The organism is Synechococcus sp. PROS-7-1 (genome assembly GCF_014279795.1).
Taxonomy (GTDB): Bacteria; Cyanobacteriota; Cyanobacteriia; order PCC-6307; family Cyanobiaceae; genus Synechococcus_C.
The window spans coordinates 1666182-1682090 of the sequence record NZ_CP047945.1 but is presented as its reverse complement, the minus strand read 5'-3'; the positions used below and the strand labels follow the sequence as shown (position 1 = coordinate 1682090).

The window sequence follows — 15909 nt, the reverse complement described above, 5'->3', positions numbered from 1 at the left end:
CCTCTTGATAGGGCCCTCAGCATCAGGACTTGAATGTTGCTGATCGGTCGCGCAGGCTTGCAGTGAAGGCGACAACACAGATGCCCCAGATCACTCCTTTCACGATGATCCCACTAACATCGTCAATCGGGTGATCAGGCCTAAAGGTAGCGCCTCTCAAGTAGGCCTCGAGATGAGCAAAGAAGGGCACAAACATTCCGCCTGCGCTGTATCCCCATGCCCCAGCGAGATACATGGAGGATTGGCTTCGTTTGGCCGTGCAGGCCGCGGCAGCCAGAAGTAACAAAATGCCTGAGCCATAGTCCTCAAGCATCGTTGTGGCGTTGATGGCGAAATAGTCGAGGCCGCGACGTGCAGTCTCGCCAAGGATGAAGATAGCTCCCATGGCATAGGCCATGGCTTGGGTTCCTTTCATATTGAAGAGAAGTACTTCTTAGGCTCAGTTTGCTCGCGCTGAATAGTTTGCGCTGGTCTTGTTTGGGAAAACTTGCGATTTTTGTCTGCACTGGTTGAGCTGCACAGATTGAACAGATGGAACAACAGAGCTTTGCTTTTTAAACCATTGCACGAATGGGATCATGATTAAACCTTCCTTGACTGACGCCTCTGGAAGTTGTCCCTAGCTTCCAAATAGTGAATTCTGTCTTCGGATGACCATGACGCGTCGGCTGAGTCCGGTTTTCAAAGGACTCTCCACTGTCACCCTTGCTGCTTTGCTCGCTGTGGGCTGTTCCAGTAAGGCTGGTGGAGGCAATCAGTCTTTGAACAAAGGCAGCGGTGATGTCCCTAAGGGGTATACATCGCCTATTCCGAAGGCGCTGATGACGCCGGATACGGTGAAAACCAGTGCCGGTACGTTCAACTTCTTTGATGGCATGCCCGATGCGGCCACTGCCAAGGCCAGCTTCGACAACCTCAAGTTCATCAGGGCTTATGAGACGTTCCTTACCTTGATGCCCGCGGCCAGCATCGAGATGTTGCGGGCTGGGCATGCTTCTCAGGGAGTGACGGATCACACCAAGGTCATGTTGATGGCCCCACTGAATTCCAACCCCCTCTTTCTCACGGGTAACACCGATACGGTGTATGGGTCCACCTTCTTCAATTTGAAGAATACAGGGCCGTTGGTGATCGAGATTCCGGCAGGTCTTGGTCCTGGCACCATCAATGATGCATTCTTCCGCTTCGTGGCTGATACCGGGGCTCCCGGGCCGGACAAGGGCAAAGGTGGTAAATATCTGATCCTCGGCCCTGACGATAAGGAGCCTGAGAATACCGATGGTTATTTTGTTTTCCGCTCTCCCAGTTACTCCAACTGGTTGATTTTAAGAGCCTTCCTCGATGATGAGGGTAAGCCAGATCAGGCTGTTGCGAACTATAAGAAAGGCCTAAGGCTCTACCCGCTTTCGCAGAAAGATGACCCTCCAGCAATGACCTTTATTCAAGGAGGTGAAGGTGTATTTAATACGGTTCATGCGAATAATTTCCACTTCTTTGAAGAGCTTGACACTGTGATTCAGCGGGAGCCGATCAATCTGCTTGATCCTGAATTAAGAGGTTTGGCGTCATCGATTGGTCTGGAAAAAGGCAAGCCTTTTGCACCCAGCGCACAGGATCGAGAACTCCTGGAGGAGGCGGTACAGGTGGGAGTGGCTTATGTGCGCGCTGACATGGGCAAACCCCGCAACCCCGAGGTTTATTTCTACGAAGGTAAGCAGTGGTTCACACCGTTTGGTGGTGGGAGCTACGAATGGTTGATTGATGGCGGTAAAGGAGGTCGGAATCTCGACGCTCGCAATAATTTCTTCTGGGGATACACCGTCAACACGCCAGCGATGGTGCTGAAGATGGTGGGTGTTGGCTCCCAGTACGGGGTGGTGGCTACAGATTCCACTGGCGCCTATCTCGATGGCAGCAAGACCTACAAATTAACTGTTGAGGCCGATGTTCCGGCGAAGGATTTCTGGTCGATGGTTGTTTATGACCCTCAGACCCGGTCTGAGCTGCAGACCGATCAGCTTCTTCCCAGCAAGAACAGCAAGCGCAATCAAGACATGGTTGTGAATGCTGACGGAACCACTGATCTCTATTTCGGCCCCTCAGCGCCGAAAGGTATGGAAGCGAATTGGATTCAAACGGTTCCTGGTAAGGGCTGGTTCGCTGTCTTCCGTCTCTATGGCCCGCTTCAACCTTGGTTCGACAAAACCTGGCAGCTCAACGACATCGAGCAGGTCAAGTGAGCCCTGTCATTCCTGAAATTTCTCCCACCTTTCGCTCTCCCATGAAACGCTTCACCCGCCTTCAGCTTGTTCTCGCTTCCGCTCTGCTCGTAGCCGGAAGTGGGGTTGTTCTCAAAGCCAACAGCCTCATTCCCAAGGGCTACAACACGCCAATCCCTGGGGATGTGTTGACGCCGGATTCGGTTCAAACCCGAATCGGCACATTCAATTATTTCGATGGTTTCCCCGATGATGAAACCATGCGCAAGGCACGCCGTCAGGTCGACCTTGGTCGTGGTGTTCAGACATTCCTGAACTTCATTCCTGCAGCATCCCTCGAGATGCTCTATGTCGGTCACCGTGATGGCTATGGCTTGAAGCCGAATCGAGACATCGGGTTGTTCGAAGAGCTGATGAGCTCCACATCCCTCTGGCTCACTGGGAACACCGACACGGTGTACGCCTCAGCCTTTTTGGATCTCAGTGAAGGTCCTGTTGTGGTGGAAGTTCCCCCGGGTACAGGGCCTGGAACTGTCAATGATGCCTTCTTCCGTTTTGTTGTAGATATGGGCGGCCCTGGTCCAGATAAAGGCAAGGGCGGCAAGTATTTGATCCTTGGTCCTGGTCAGGAAGCTCCGGCTAGCACGGAGGGCTATTTCGTGGCCAGAACCCCGAGCAAGATCAACTGGCTGATCCTTCGGGGCTTCCTCGATCAGCAAGGCAAGCCCGATACAGCAAAAGCGGCATTCATGAATGGCCTCAAGGTGTATCCCTTCGCTGAAAGGAACAACCCGCCTGCCAACACGTTCACGAACCTTACCGGTTCAGACGTGAACACGATCCATGCCAATGACTTCAAGTTCTACGAAGAACTCAATGATGTGATCCAGCGTGAGCCCTCGGAGGTGTTCTCTCCTGAACTCCTGGGGATGGCTTCAGCAATCGGTATTCAAAAAGGGAAGCCGTTTAAGCCATCGAAGGAACAAAAAGCACTGCTGACTGAAGCAGTTGCCATCGGTAATGCCACGGCACGTTCGATTCTGTTTGCTCCGCAGGATCCCAAGGCCTATATCTATCCCGGTAAAGCCGGCTACTGGCAAACCGGCTTCCCAGGCGGAAACCATGACTATGTCGTCAATGGCGGCAAAGGTGGGCGTGACATGGATGGACGCACCCTGTTCTTCTATCTCGCCACAGTGAATACTCCGGCGATGGTGCTGGAACTTCCTGGTGTGGGTTCGCAGTACGCCTTCAGTTCTCGGGACAGTAGTGGTGCCTATCTGGATGGCTCCAAAACCTACAAACTCAACATCCCTGCCAATCCCCCTGCGAAGAGGTTCTGGTCGTTTGTTGTTTACGACCCGCAAACCCGCTCCATGTTGCAGAGCAAGGAGATGCCCTACCCCAGCAAAAACAACAAGCGCAATCCCGAGATGGCCAAGAATGCCGACGGCAGCATTGATCTGTATTTCGGCCCTGAAGCCCCTGCTGGGAAAGAGGCCAACTGGGTGAAGACGGTTCCAGGAAAGGGTTGGTTCGGCATCTTCCGTCTTTACGGGCCAGGTCAGGAGTGGTTTGACCGCTCCTGGAAGCTGGGAGCGATTGAAAAAACCTGACCATGGCAGGCATGGCTCTCCACTGACGTCATGCTCACGCTCTGACTGTTTCGCACACTTATCCAACGCAATGTCCTATGGCTCGATCTGTTGATGTGGTTGTGATTGGCGGTGGTTTCGCCGGAATCACAGCAGCCCGTGATCTGCAAAAACGGGGTTTCAATGTGCTCGTCTTGGAAGCGCGTGACCGCTTGGGTGGGCGCACCTGGAGTGCCGATCGCAATGGCTTTCATGTCGAGCTTGGCGGCACCTGGGTGCATTGGACCCAACCCTTCGTATGGGCCGAGAAGGAGCGTTATGGCCTCGAGGTGCAGGAGACTCCAGGCTGTGTTGCCGAGCGGGTGGCGATCAAGATTGACGGCCAGGTTCAGGAGCTGCAGGAGGCGCAGCTGGGTGAATTCGTGGAGGGTTTTCAACGCTTTTTCGCTGAAGCGAAGGGCGTTTGGGAGCGTCCCTACGACGTTCACCACTGCTGGGATGCGGTGTGTGAACGTGATGGCCTGACCGTTGCTGATCGTCTGAACGCACTTGATCTCACGCCCCTGCAGCGCACCAGCATTGGTGGATTTCTGGAGATCCTCTGCATGAATCAACCGCAGAATGGCTCCTATGTGGAGATGATGCGCTGCTGGTCGCTCACCGGTTGGAATTACGAGCTGTTCAACGACACCGCTGCCCGTTACAAGTTCACGCATGGCACGGGTGCTCTGGTGGAGGCGATGGTTGCTGACGGTGGGTTTGATGTGGCGTTGAATACGCCTGTCAGATCCGTTCAGCAATCCAGTGAGGGCGTTTGTGTCACCACAGAGTCGGGGGAACAGGTGATGGCCAAACGCGCCGTGGTGACCATTCCGTTGAATGTGCTGCACAGCGTGGAGTTTGAACCACCTCTTTCTGATGTGAAGTTGGAAGCCTCCCGGCTTAAGCACGTTGGCGGTGGATACAAAGTGTTTTTTGAAGTGGAGGGTGATCCTGGTGCGGTGATGACCTTGTCGCGTTCCACTGATTCACCGCTCATCGGCAGCTTCACCTACAAACGAGGAGAACAGCACTCCGTGCTGGCTGGGTTCAGTCTGGAATCTGGAGCTCTGGACAAGTCGGTTCAGGAGTGGCAAGTGGTGCTGGAGGAATTCATCCCCGGCGTGAAGTTACTGTCCACGTTCGGGCACGACTGGGGTGCAGATAATCTGTCCCAAGGGAGTTGGGCGACCTACCGGCCTGGAACTGTGGCTCGTTTCAATGATGAATTGCCTCGTCAGGAAGGCCATGTCTTCTTTGCCTCTGGCGACCATGCCCAGGGATGGCGCGGATTCATTGAAGGAGCCATTGCCAGTGGCTCCCGCACGGCTGTGACGGTGGCTGAATCAATCAAATAGCCAGCGCAGGCCTAGGTTCACGCCGCTTTGATCAACGCTGTAGGAGTTGCCACCGCCTCCGGCGTAATCAAGGCCGAAATACTTGTAGGAAAGGGAGATCTGAGCTGAGTTCCCCAGGGCATAGGCAATGCCTGCCTGCGCGGTTCCACTCAGATCCTGCTCTCCGCTCAGACCGAATCCGCCTGCATCGAGGTAGGCAAAGGCTTGCCAGTCTTCACTGATGGCATAGGTGCCAAAGACACCAATCAGCGGTTGCGCCCAGGTGTTGCCGTAACTCTCACTTGAGGATTTCTTCAGCTCACGGGTTAGCTCTCTGTTGACGCGTCGTCCCTCTACGGAGAGGGTTGATTCGTTGTTCAGCGTGAAGTTGGTGCGAATGTTGGCATCGATGATTCGGGCTCCCACCAGGCCAATGAAACTGCTGCTGCCTTTCTCCATTCGTGGTTTTTGAATCGCTCCTCCCCGGTACCGGAAGGCCAGATCGACGACTGTTTGATTGGCATCAACCTCCAGATCCAGATCGCCTTCGACGCGCAGAGTGCGTTTTCGAAGGCGACTCGGAAGATCCAGTCGGTTGCGTAAGGGGTTGCTGGTTTCGTTGTAGAAGGAAGCAGATTGGCTGTCTGACAGGCTGCCGTGGTACACACCGGCCATGAATCCGATGCGGCCGTACTCCACCTGGGCTTTAAAGGTGAGTGCCTCATCCAGTGTGTTGATGACATCCGACAGTGGAAGCGCTGAGTTCGTTCTGTTGCCATTCACCTCTGTGGTTGTGTAGGTGGTGGGCACCAAGAAGGCGTAGAGATCGAGATACACCCGCCAAGCATCTTCAAGATTCTGCTCTTCATCGCGCTCTTCACCGCTCTCCTCGTCGATGCTCTGGCTCAGGACCAATGGCGCCATGGGCATCGAGCCGATCTCCGACTCTTGCGTTCGTGAGGGCATTGGCGCTGGCATGGGCTCAGCAGCAGCGCGCAATTCAGGGATTGCAATCAATGCAATTAGAGGAAGTATGAATCTGCGCATCAACTCAAAATTACAGGACTCAACTTAGGGATTCCTGGCAAGAGCGGCCTGCTCCGGTGATCCCGTTTGTGCAGACTATGGTGCTGTAAGACCCATTCCCTGAGGCCATTGATCTAGAACTCGCCGTACTTACAAAACGATCGTGATGGCGGCATTGAAGGTTTTGGCGTTCTCGCCTCTCTGCTGGCTCGTGGCAGGAGCGTTGCTGGGTCCTTCTGTCAGCGCACAGGTCACTGACCAGCCTCTCGTCGCAGATCCGGCGGATTTTGATTTCACTCCCCTGCTTCTGACCGAAGCAACCATTGCTCAGAATGGTGCGGATCAGTCTCAGTCTGGTACAGGAAATGAGCCTGTTTCTGTGACCCCTGGAGAATCGAAGGCGAAGGAAGAAGGGTCTCTCGCCAAGGCAGCGCAGAATCCAATTGCGAGCTTGATCAGTCTTCCGATTCAATGGAATTCCACGCCTTCAACCCAGTGGGCTCCAAATGTCACAATCCCATCTCCTGATCCTTCTCTTCCCCCCTATCGCACCAACTTCAAGGCGAATCAAACGCAAAATGTTGTCAATGTGCAGCCTGTCATTCCCTTCAAGGTGAGTGAGGGGTTGACGCTGGTGACACGCACGATTGTTCCCTTCATCTCTCAGCCATGGGCTCGGGGTACATCCATTCAGTCATTGGGGGATATCAATCCCTCTGTCTTCTTCGTGCCAACACTGAAGGGTAATTTCACCGTTGGCGTTGGGCCAACGATGGTGATTCCATCGGCAACTGACAATCGCCTTAGCTCGAAGCGTTGGAGTGCGGGGCCGACAGGTGTTCTTGTTTATACAAAGGGGCCAATTGTTGCCGGTGGTTTGATCAATAATATCTGGTCGTTTTCAGGAGAAGCTGGTCGCGATGTGAACAAGATGTTGATTCAACCTTTTCTGAATTACAACCTGCCGAAGGGTTGGTACCTCACCAGCTCCCCCATCATTACTGCTAACTGGAATCAAGCTGAAAACAAAGGTTGGACTGTTCCGGTCGGGGCTGGTGTTGGTCGTGTTTTCGTTTTAGGGACGCAACCTGTGAATGCATCGCTGAGTGCCTATTACAATGCAGTTAAGCCAGAGGTGGCCGGTCAAACTCTGATTGGAGATTGGACGTTCCGCGCTCAGGTTCAGTTCCTTTTCCCAACGGGAGGGTAGTCAGGTTCCATTCTCTTGCAATGTTTGGCTAGGACTTTCCTCGAACAGGTTTTGATAGGCCCTGGCAAAATGACCTCTGCTGTAAAAATTAAAGTGTTGGGCGATATCTGTAACGTTGCGAAGCGTGGCTTTGCTTCTCGCTTCTTCGCTACGCAGCATCCAATTCACCTGTTCAAGACGAATGATTTTCATCAACTCCATTGGACCCATTTCGAAGGCATCTTTTGTGCCTTGGATGAGGGTTCGTCTGGAGCAATAGAGTTGTTTGCTGATAGAGTCTAGATTTAGCTTTTCGCTTCCGCGATTGAAGCCAAGTTGGATAAAGTCTTTGACCAATAACTGGCGTTGCGTTAATTCAAATGGATAGCAATCGATTTCTTTCGTACTCGCAAAAAAGTCTAGAAAATGCTTGATTATTGTGTTTCCTGTTTGTTGTCGAGTAAAATGGTCAGTGGTTGAATCGCTGATTGCCTCCTCAAGTAAAATTTTGAGCTTATTGTGTTTGCTCGGGGTGATCTGAGCGCTGTTGCAATTTAGGAATTGTTCTTTTAAAGCCTCTGCGTTGTGTAGGTCCAGGATGGTGTTGATTTTATTGGCTGACGTGATTGCAAAATAGGTTGTGGTGTTTGCTGTGAGTTGAAAGTGTGATTCTCTGAGGTTTGATTTGAATCCGTTGATTGAATATTTGGGTACAGGCAGCGTATGCGTTTTGTGTTCATCGGCCACTCCCGATGATTCTAGGCAAAAGCTCATGCAGTCGGGCCCGCGATCTCCATTCAAGAGCAAGCATTGATTGCTGCTGATTTCAAGAATGGTGATTGAGTCGAAATTGGCGTAACTGAATCGGCCTGATAATCGCCCTTGGCTAAGTTGAATGGCCTCAAACGTTTTGCCGAGGCGCTTCAGGTGGGAAGCCAGTTCGGTAGCGGATTTGAACGGAGCAGACCAGCGACAAGGTTGATGTAAAGAAAGTCTTATGACTTTCTCGAGATGCTCTTGGCGGTAGTCCTTGCTGCGCATCGAACTCATTGCATAACCCTATATTAATTTCTCTAAGGCCTTTGCTGGCCTGCTGAGTGTCAATTGTTTGAATGCACCCCCTCCAGCGTTGTTCCGATCAGTTTGTCGCCGGGGGATGCATCAGGCCTTCAGTCTTGGCCCAGGCGCTTCGCTTCTACAAACCGCACTGGCGTTCTGGGTTGAACGCTGTGATCCCTGTTCTCTCTGGGTTGCTGCTCGAACCTTTGGCCTGGCTCCAGACTGCTCTGTACTCCAGGCGTTTGGCGACGATTCAGCCACCGGATGATCCTGTTGTGGTGATCGGGCATTGGCGCAGCGGCACCACTTACCTGCATCAACTGCTGGCGTCGGATCCAGCTGCGGCTACGGCGAGGAATGCCTTAACGGTGGCTCCGCAGGTGGGCCTCCTTTTGAAGCCTTGGATCGTGGGCTTCTTGAATCGGATCATCAGCGCGCATCGCCCGATCGATGCGGTGCCTTGGTCTGCACTGGATCCTCAGGAGGACGAACTCGGTTTGGTGCGGCTCACCTTGGACACCAACATGGCCGGAGTGGCATTCCCGCGTTGTTATCCCCGATGTTTTCGCCGTTATGTGCTGGCCTCCACGGCAGCCTTCCGGCGTGAGCTTGCGAGGTTCACCAAGCTCACCTGGTTGCACGACGGGGAAGGGAAGACCCATCTCGTGATCAAAAATTCAGCCCACACAGCACGTATTCCCCTGCTCTTGCACTTGTATCCCAAGGCTCGTTTTGTGTTGCTCAAGCGCGATCCAATCGCGTCGATTCGCTCCCTGGTGCAGGTGAAGCAGCGCTTGGGGGGGCTGATGGGATTTCAGGCTGTGCCCGATCAACTGCAACAGGTTGAGGAAACCGTGGCGGCCCACGCTGAGCTGATGGGCGCCTTTGCGGCGTCCCGTGCCCAGATCCCACCTGGGCGGTTGGTGGAGGTGGCCTATACCGATCTGGTGGCATCACCCATCACAACGGTGGAGAGGATTTATCGAAACCTCGGAATCGCTGGCTGGCAGCAGGCCCGAGCGGCGATTCAGGCGAGAGCGTCCCAGGCGAGGACCTATCGCCCCTCTCCTGTGCAGTTGGAAGCGGCGGCGGAGCAGCGGTTGCAGGAGCTGATCGCCCAGCAACCGCCGCATTCCTGAACCGTTATTGACCAAAGGCCACTTGGCATGCGGCGTTCAGCAGTTGTGCCTCATCGGCATTGCGCGGTGTGGCGCCGTTGAGTGTCCCCTGGCGGCAGTCGGCACTGAAGCGCACCGTGCTTCCCCCGTCATTCACCTCAAACGTCACCACATCGCCCGTGGCGGTCACGCTTGGGTAATAGAGGTAGTAATCGGAGTCGGGAACCTCGATGTAGCTCACCTCATTGCTTTGCGCTGATGTCACGAGGCTGTTGATCACGCCAAAAGTGGCCAGACCAGCCAGGCCCCAGGCCGCAGCCTGACCGGGATACCACCCCCAGTTGTTGTAGTAGGAGCTTCCGTACCATCCATAGGTCCAGGGTCGGTTGTTGGTCCAGTTGTTGTTGCTGTACCAACCATTGCCATAGCGATCCCAGTTGTTGACCACATCACGGCGTGTATCGGCCCTTGTATCGACGCGATCCGTGCGGTTGTTCTGGCGGCTGTTGGTGCGGTCCGTCCGTCCCTGCTGGCGGGCATCGATGTTGCTGCCGCGCGTGGTCTGGCGGGTATCGCGGTTGCCCTGACGGGTGCTTTGGCGTGTGCCGCTGTTGCTGCGCACTTGGCCCTGACGCGTGCTGCGATTGCCCTGGCGGGTGCTTTGGCGGTTGCCACGGGTTGTTTGACGGGTGGTCTGACGACTGCCGCTGTAGGAGCTGAAGCCGGTTCGACCGCTGCTCCTTGATCCACTGCTGCGCGAGCCACCACCTCTGGACCCACCACCTCTAGACCCACCACCGCGGCGTTGGCTCAGGAGCTGTTCTTGCGCGGACTCCTGATGGATGGCGTCGTCGCTGGAGAGGGCGGCCAGGCCGGCCGCGGGTTGCAGGGAGAGGAGCAGGCCGAGGCATCCTGCGATCGGTCGTGTGCAGCGGTTTCTGATGGTTTTTGTCATTGCTTGATGGCCTCCTTGAGGCGGTCACAACCGTTGTCAAAACAGGCCACATCCACGCGACCATTGGGAGCGAAGGCCATGCCCACCCGGGTTCGGCCCTGCATGGCATCACCGCTGTTGATCAGAACGTCGGCCAGGAATGAGGGGTTCTTCACGCAGAAGGCCTCATCGTTGAAGCACAACTCTTCTGTTTTGAAGTTGATCAACGCGTTCTTCACCGAGATCCAGGGCTTGGCGTTGCTGCCTCGGCCCTCAATGCGCACGAAGGGATCTTCGATCACGCGATAGCTCACGGTGCGGGAGCCGAACTGATGGCGGTATTCGGTGGTGTCGTCGACGTTGACCGCCTGCACGCGACAGGCAAAGGATCGATCGCCGGTTCTGCAGGTGGTGTCCAGGCTGTACAGCTCTTCGGCCATCACCACGGGTGCGCTGAAACTGCCAAGCAGGACTGACAGGCCTGCCAGCACCGCAGCGCGACGCTGATTGGGCATGGGTTTTTGGGGTGGCGGAGGTGTCAACGCCTCCATGTCGTCACCATGACAATCGATCGTGCTGGTGGCAGTAGATCTGCACAGGTGGGATCAATGCGCCAGGCGGCGGTACGTTGGCGCCCAGACGTCAACACGGTTGTGGTCCAGTCCTTCGTCCTTGCAGTGCTGGTGGTGTTATTGGTGCCGACGCCAGCGCGAGCGGTGGATGATTGCGGCTTGATCAAGCGTTTGATGAACACGCTTGGTGCGTCGATGGCGCGCAACCGCATGCTGATCGCCGCGTCGCAGGCTTCAGGGGACAATCCGCAGCAGGCGGAGGAGGCCAGTGCGCTCCTGGCGCGCCAAACCAAGGATTTTCGCGAGTTGCGGGAGGATTACGTGCGCAATCAATGCGGTGATGACTGGGATTGATTCACGGCAGCTTTCGCGTCGTCAGCGTCTGCATGAATTGCTGCTGGCCCTGATCGCCCGGGAGGACGACCTCGAGCTGATGGATGGCGAGGGGCCTGCAGGACTGGCGGGCTCGGCAACAGGTGAAGGGGCTGTTGTGGCGGCCCGCTGGTTGGAGCGCAACCAGCGGGTGTTTCAGAAGTATCAGGCTCTGGTGCGTACGGCGGTCACCCTCGACGCGTTGCTCGATGATGAGCAGCGTTCGGATCCCTAGGCCCGATCCCTAGGGCCTGGATGCTGAGTCGACGCCAGCTTGATCAAGGAGCTGCTGCTCTCTGCCGATGATCAGCAGCAACAGGCTGATGATCAGCAGTAGGGCGGTGATGGCGGCCACCACCCAAAGGGTTCCAGCCAAGCCCTGGGCATAGGACCTGCCGATCGCCTCCGTTAACGCTGATCCTGCGCTGTCTGCGCCTGAGCTGGTTCCGCTTCGCAGCAGTTGCTTCACCTGCTGCATGGCAGCAGCCACATCCCCTTCAGGAACACCGTTTTCGAGCAGTTTCAGGCGGAGATCGGTGAATCCGAATCCACTCACCATCGCGCCACTGGCTGCCAGGCCAAGGGCGAATCCGAGTTGGCCTGTGGTTGTGCGGAAGGCCGTGACAGCTCCGAAACTGTCGGATGGAGCTTCCTGCACAAACAGGGCTGATTGGGGGACGGCCACGAAGGCCAGCCCCAGGCCCACCAGCACCAGTGCCGGCAGCAGCATGGGATAGGGGGTATCGGCCCGAATGCCTCCCAGCAGCGCCACCCCAGCCACCAACACCAGGCTTCCCCAGCCCATCAGCTGGAGCATGCGGCGTCCCGGTCGCATGAGCCGTCCGGCCACGATGCCGCCGCCACCGAAGCAGATCAAGAGTGGCAATTGGCCAAGGGCAACCTGGGTGGTGCTGAAGCGCTGCACCACCTGCCAGAAATTGCTGGTCTGCAGTTGAACGACCGACTGGGCGAAGTTCCAGCCGATCCCGCTCACCACGGCGGCGGCAAACAGTCCCCGTTCATAGAGCCCGGGCGGAAACATCGGCTGGCTGCTGCGTCGTTCCAGCTGGTAGTGCACAGCGAAGAGCACCAGGCCCGCCACGGTCGGCAGCCAGAATTCCACGCGCGTGAGCCCAGACACGGCTTGGCTCACGCCGTAGAGAAACAGCACCATGGCAGCGGCAATGCTCACCAGGCCGGGGCCATCGGCGCGCAGTTCCCGGTTGGCAGGCATTGGCGGCACCAGTGCGGGAAGGGCCAGCAGGCAGAGAGCGCTGATCAGAGGGACCAGCGCCATCGCCAGTCGCCAGCTGAGGTTGGCCAGGGTGCCTCCCGCCAAGGAGCCAAGGATGAAGCCGATGATGATCAGCAGATTCCATAACCCAAGGGCACGGCCCAGGGTTTGCGGGGTGCTGACGAAGCGAACGGCCGCAAATGTTGCAGCGAGCACGGAGCCCAGGGCGATGCCTGTGAACGCCCGCCCCACCAGAAACAGGCCCGTGTCCGGGGCCAGCACGGTGATGCTGTTGCCCGCGATCGTCAGGAGTAGGGAGGCCGCCAGGATGCGCCGCCGTCCGAGGCGATCTCCGAGAAACCCCATCACCAGAACGGTGGCGGCTTGCGCCAGGGTTGAGGTGCTGGCTGCCAGCGCCAGGGTCGCTCCATGCATGTCCATCGCTTGGCTGGCCTTGACCAGCGCGATGTTGGCCACGCTGGGATCGATCAACTGCAGGCTGGCCAGGATGCCCAGATAGGGAACGGTGAGCGCGGACACGCTCAGGGTCGTTGGCGATGACGTGCTCATGGACAGACAGGCATGGGATTGGCCGTGATCTCCTCGGATGGCCAGTGCTGTTGCTGGGAACCGCTGCGACGGATCGCCACCAGTCGGCTGCAGCGCGACTCCCCGTCACGCCAGGGCCGCTGTGGCGATTGATCCAGCTGCACCCGCTCGCCGACCCGATCCAAGCGCAGGGGGCCGCCGGGTTGCTCTTCCAGCCACACCTCTCCTTTCAGCCGCAGCAGTGCCGGATCGAGGGAGGCCAACCATTGCAGCAGCACCTGCCGTGGGATGGGATGTTGCCGCTGCCAGCATTCGCTTTCCACCAAGGCTTCGGCGCCGGGATGGAACGGTGCTGGCTCCTTGCAACTGCGCAAGCTTTTCAGGTGCTCCTGGAGCCAGCGCTGACGCCGCTCAACCTGCGCGGGATCCAGGCGATCCACTTTTGTGGGCACGATGAGATCCACTCCTTCGAACTGGCGCTGCACCAGGTCGCCGACCCAGCGGTCATGCCAGAGGGACTCGATCCGCTCCAGGTCCACGAGTAGAAGGATGTTCTCCAGGTGCAGGCCGTAGAGCCTCACCTGTTCCCCCACCCGCAGGGGCAGGGCCATGCCGCTGGTTTCGATCAGCAATCGGCGCGGCCGCCTGGGTACGGCGGCCAGTTGCAGCAGGGCCTCGCCCAGGCCATCGCGCAGGCTGCAGCAGAGGCACCCCTGGGTGAGTTCGATCACCTGGCCATGGGTTGCGCGCAGGCGTTGGGCGTCGATGTTGATCGAGCCCAGATCATTCACCAGCACGGCTGTGTTGGCATGGGCTGGATTCTCCAGCCAGCGGTTAATGCGACTGGTTTTTCCGGCGCCGAGATAGCCCCCCACCAGGGTGGTCGGTAACCCCAGAAGGGATTGCAGTTCAGAGGGAGCCATGCACGCAGGCTCCGTCTTTGATGGTGGCGATCACCTCAATGCCATTGAGGTCGTCTGGATTGACGGTCGTGGGGTCTTGATCGAGCACCACCAGATCAGCGCGTTTGCCCACCTCAAGGCTGCCTTTGCTTGTTTCCTCACGCAGCTGCCAGGCGGCCTCGAGGGTGAGAGCCATCAACGCCTGTTCAGCGCTCACACGCTCCCCCTCACCCAGCACGGTTCCGCTGCGACTGCGCCGCTGCATCGCGGTTTGCACCATCCGCATCGGCTCAATTGGTGTCACCGAGAAGTCGTTGTGGTTGGAGCAATGCAGGCCCAGGCGCATGGCGGAGGCCATGGGGCTGAGGCGGCTGCAGCGATCGGCTCCCAGATTGGCGAGGTGTACATCGCCATAGAAAAAGGCGTGCACCGTGAAAAAACTGGGATGCAGCCCGAGTTCCACGTACTCCTCCAGCTGACCGGGGGCCATGAACTGGGAGTGGATGATCACCGTGCGGTGGTCCTGGTCTGCCTGAAGACCGGCCTTGCGCACTGCTTCGATCATCATCGCGATCGCGGCATCGCCGTTGCAGTGCGCGAAAAGTTGAATGCCCTGGCGGCTCAGAGTGGCCACGGCTTTGTTCAATTCTTCCGGCGGCACGATCGGTTGCCCCCGCCAGTTGGCTTCACCGTTCGGTCCCCCGGTGAGCAGGGGTTCGCTCCAGAACGCAGTCTTCCCCTGAGGAGAACCATCCAGGAGCAACTTGATGCCCTGCAGCTTGAACCGGTTGTGATAAGTGCCGAAGGCATCCCGCGCGGCTTCGGGCAGCTCGAGGCTGTGGTGATGCCCATCGGGAAAGCGCTCACTGAGGATCTTCGGCACCTCCAGCACCAGGGGGAGGGACACGACATCCACCAGCAGTCGCCCCTCTGAGGCTCCCCGCTGCAACATTGTCAGATCGGCTGCGGTGGTGGCTCCCTCCTGAATGGTGGTGATGCCTTTGCAGGTGTAAAGGGCCTGAGCCGCGGCAAACCGCTCGAGCAACGCCTCTTGAGAGGGTTTCGGCATTTGCACGAACAGGGGGATGAACGCGGTTTCCATCACCAGGCCTGCAGGTTCCTGGCTTCCCGCCCGCCTCACGATCACCCCGCCGGCCGGATCCGGTGTGGCTGCGTCGTAGCCCACCAGCTCCAGGGCTTTGCTGTTGAGCACGGCACCGTGGTTGGAGTTGTGAATGAGCATCACGGGGTTATCGGGCGTGATGGGGTCGATGTCGGCCCGGTCGAGCCCACGGCCGTCGGCAAGTCCATCGGGGTCATAGCCGTAGCCCACCATCCACTGTCCTGGTGCCAGTGGATGGGCCGTGAGGTGATCGCGCAGCACCTGCTGCAGGCTGGCGATGTCCGTGACCGGACCGGCTGGCGGCCGCTGGATGTTGGCCCAGTCCACCACCATCAGGGCATTGCTGAAATGCCCGTGGGCATCGATGAAGCCGGGCAGCAGCGTGTGCCCAGCCAGGTCCACCACCTGGGTTGTCGGCCCTTGGCAGGCCATCACCTGCTCCTGCGATCCCACGGCTTGAATCAGCCCATCGCGGATGGCCATCGCTTCAGCTCTGGGCTGGGCTGGATTCATGGTGATCAGCGTGCCCCCCTGCAGGATCAGGTCGGCGGAGGTGTGCGCGCTCATGAAAACGTGCTGAAGCCTGCTGCTCTGCTGGTAGCCATCCCCTGGCTTGTCTGACAAGGTCTGGCAATCTGGGG

Annotated in this window: 15 protein-coding genes; 7 read left to right on the top strand and 8 right to left on the bottom strand. The window is 57.5% G+C overall.

What is annotated here, in order from left to right:
* Positions 1-22: 22 nt before the first annotated feature.
* Positions 23-415 (bottom strand): hypothetical protein, encoded by a 393-nt coding sequence (locus SynPROS71_RS09145; protein WP_186471532.1) that lies wholly within the window; start codon positions 413-415, stop codon positions 23-25.
* Between the two features lie 241 nt (positions 416-656).
* Between SynPROS71_RS09145 and SynPROS71_RS09140 the strand changes: the two genes are divergently transcribed.
* The 3 genes from SynPROS71_RS09140 (at position 657) to SynPROS71_RS09130 (ending at position 5211) form a co-directional block, all read left to right on the top strand.
* Positions 657-2240, top strand: a complete 1584-nt coding sequence (locus SynPROS71_RS09140; protein ID WP_370586816.1) for a DUF1254 domain-containing protein — start codon at positions 657-659, stop codon at positions 2238-2240.
* Between the two features lie 41 nt (positions 2241-2281).
* Entirely contained in the window at positions 2282-3835 is a 1554-nt protein-coding gene (locus tag SynPROS71_RS09135; protein WP_186471530.1) for a DUF1254 domain-containing protein, read from the top strand.
* A gap of 77 nt (positions 3836-3912) precedes the next feature.
* The gene (locus tag SynPROS71_RS09130; RefSeq protein ID WP_186471529.1) at positions 3913-5211 is read left to right on the top strand and encodes an NAD(P)/FAD-dependent oxidoreductase; all 1299 of its coding nucleotides are present in this window, start codon (positions 3913-3915) and stop codon (positions 5209-5211) included.
* On the opposite strand, the gene SynPROS71_RS09125 is transcribed toward SynPROS71_RS09130, so the two are convergent.
* Positions 5200-6156: an outer membrane protein gene (locus SynPROS71_RS09125; RefSeq protein ID WP_255442085.1), complete on the bottom strand. Its 957-nt coding sequence runs from the start codon at positions 6154-6156 to the stop codon at positions 5200-5202. The genes SynPROS71_RS09130 and SynPROS71_RS09125 overlap by 12 nt on opposite strands.
* A gap of 226 nt (positions 6157-6382) precedes the next feature.
* Here SynPROS71_RS09125 and SynPROS71_RS09120 point away from each other — a divergent pair, with 226 nt between their 5' ends.
* Positions 6383-7426, top strand: coding sequence for a neuromedin U (locus SynPROS71_RS09120; RefSeq protein ID WP_186594626.1), 1044 nt, complete (start codon positions 6383-6385; stop codon positions 7424-7426).
* Here the strand turns inward: SynPROS71_RS09120 and SynPROS71_RS09115 are convergent, their stop codons facing one another.
* Positions 7427-8446 carry a helix-turn-helix transcriptional regulator gene (locus tag SynPROS71_RS09115; RefSeq protein WP_186594624.1) on the bottom strand — a complete coding sequence of 340 codons (1020 nt, stop codon included), beginning with the start codon at positions 8444-8446 and terminating at the stop codon, positions 7427-7429.
* Positions 8447-8580: 134 nt separating this feature from the next.
* On the opposite strand from SynPROS71_RS09115, the gene SynPROS71_RS09110 reads away from it, so the two are divergent.
* Positions 8581-9603, top strand: a complete 1023-nt coding sequence (locus SynPROS71_RS09110; RefSeq protein ID WP_370586815.1) for a sulfotransferase — start codon at positions 8581-8583, stop codon at positions 9601-9603.
* Between the two features lie 4 nt (positions 9604-9607).
* On the opposite strand, the gene SynPROS71_RS09105 is transcribed toward SynPROS71_RS09110, so the two are convergent.
* Both SynPROS71_RS09105 and SynPROS71_RS09100 read right to left on the bottom strand, forming a co-directional pair.
* Positions 9608-10537, bottom strand: coding sequence for a hypothetical protein (locus tag SynPROS71_RS09105; RefSeq protein ID WP_186594620.1), 930 nt, complete (start codon positions 10535-10537; stop codon positions 9608-9610).
* Positions 10534-11031 (bottom strand): hypothetical protein, encoded by a 498-nt coding sequence (locus SynPROS71_RS09100; RefSeq protein ID WP_186594619.1) that lies wholly within the window; start codon positions 11029-11031, stop codon positions 10534-10536. The genes SynPROS71_RS09105 and SynPROS71_RS09100 overlap by 4 nt, the downstream gene beginning before the upstream one ends.
* Positions 11032-11076: 45 nt before the next feature.
* Between SynPROS71_RS09100 and SynPROS71_RS09095 the strand changes: the two genes are divergently transcribed.
* Entirely contained in the window at positions 11077-11442 is a 366-nt protein-coding gene (locus SynPROS71_RS09095; protein ID WP_186594618.1) for a hypothetical protein, read from the top strand.
* Positions 11429-11695, top strand: a complete 267-nt coding sequence (locus SynPROS71_RS09090; RefSeq protein WP_186594617.1) for a hypothetical protein — start codon at positions 11429-11431, stop codon at positions 11693-11695. The genes SynPROS71_RS09095 and SynPROS71_RS09090 overlap by 14 nt, the downstream gene beginning before the upstream one ends.
* Positions 11696-11704: 9 nt before the next feature.
* Here the strand turns inward: SynPROS71_RS09090 and SynPROS71_RS09085 are convergent, their stop codons facing one another.
* Genes SynPROS71_RS09085 through SynPROS71_RS09075 form a run of 3 tightly spaced genes read right to left on the bottom strand, consistent with a single transcriptional unit; the run spans position 11705 to position 15835 of the window.
* Entirely contained in the window at positions 11705-13264 is a 1560-nt protein-coding gene (locus SynPROS71_RS09085; RefSeq protein ID WP_186594616.1) for an MFS transporter, read from the bottom strand.
* Positions 13261-14166 carry a GTP-binding protein gene (locus SynPROS71_RS09080; protein ID WP_186594615.1) on the bottom strand — a complete coding sequence of 302 codons (906 nt, stop codon included), beginning with the start codon at positions 14164-14166 and terminating at the stop codon, positions 13261-13263. The genes SynPROS71_RS09085 and SynPROS71_RS09080 overlap by 4 nt, the downstream gene beginning before the upstream one ends.
* The gene (locus SynPROS71_RS09075; protein WP_186594614.1) at positions 14153-15835 is read right to left on the bottom strand and encodes an amidohydrolase; all 1683 of its coding nucleotides are present in this window, start codon (positions 15833-15835) and stop codon (positions 14153-14155) included. The genes SynPROS71_RS09080 and SynPROS71_RS09075 overlap by 14 nt, the downstream gene beginning before the upstream one ends.
* Positions 15836-15909 lie beyond the last annotated feature (74 nt).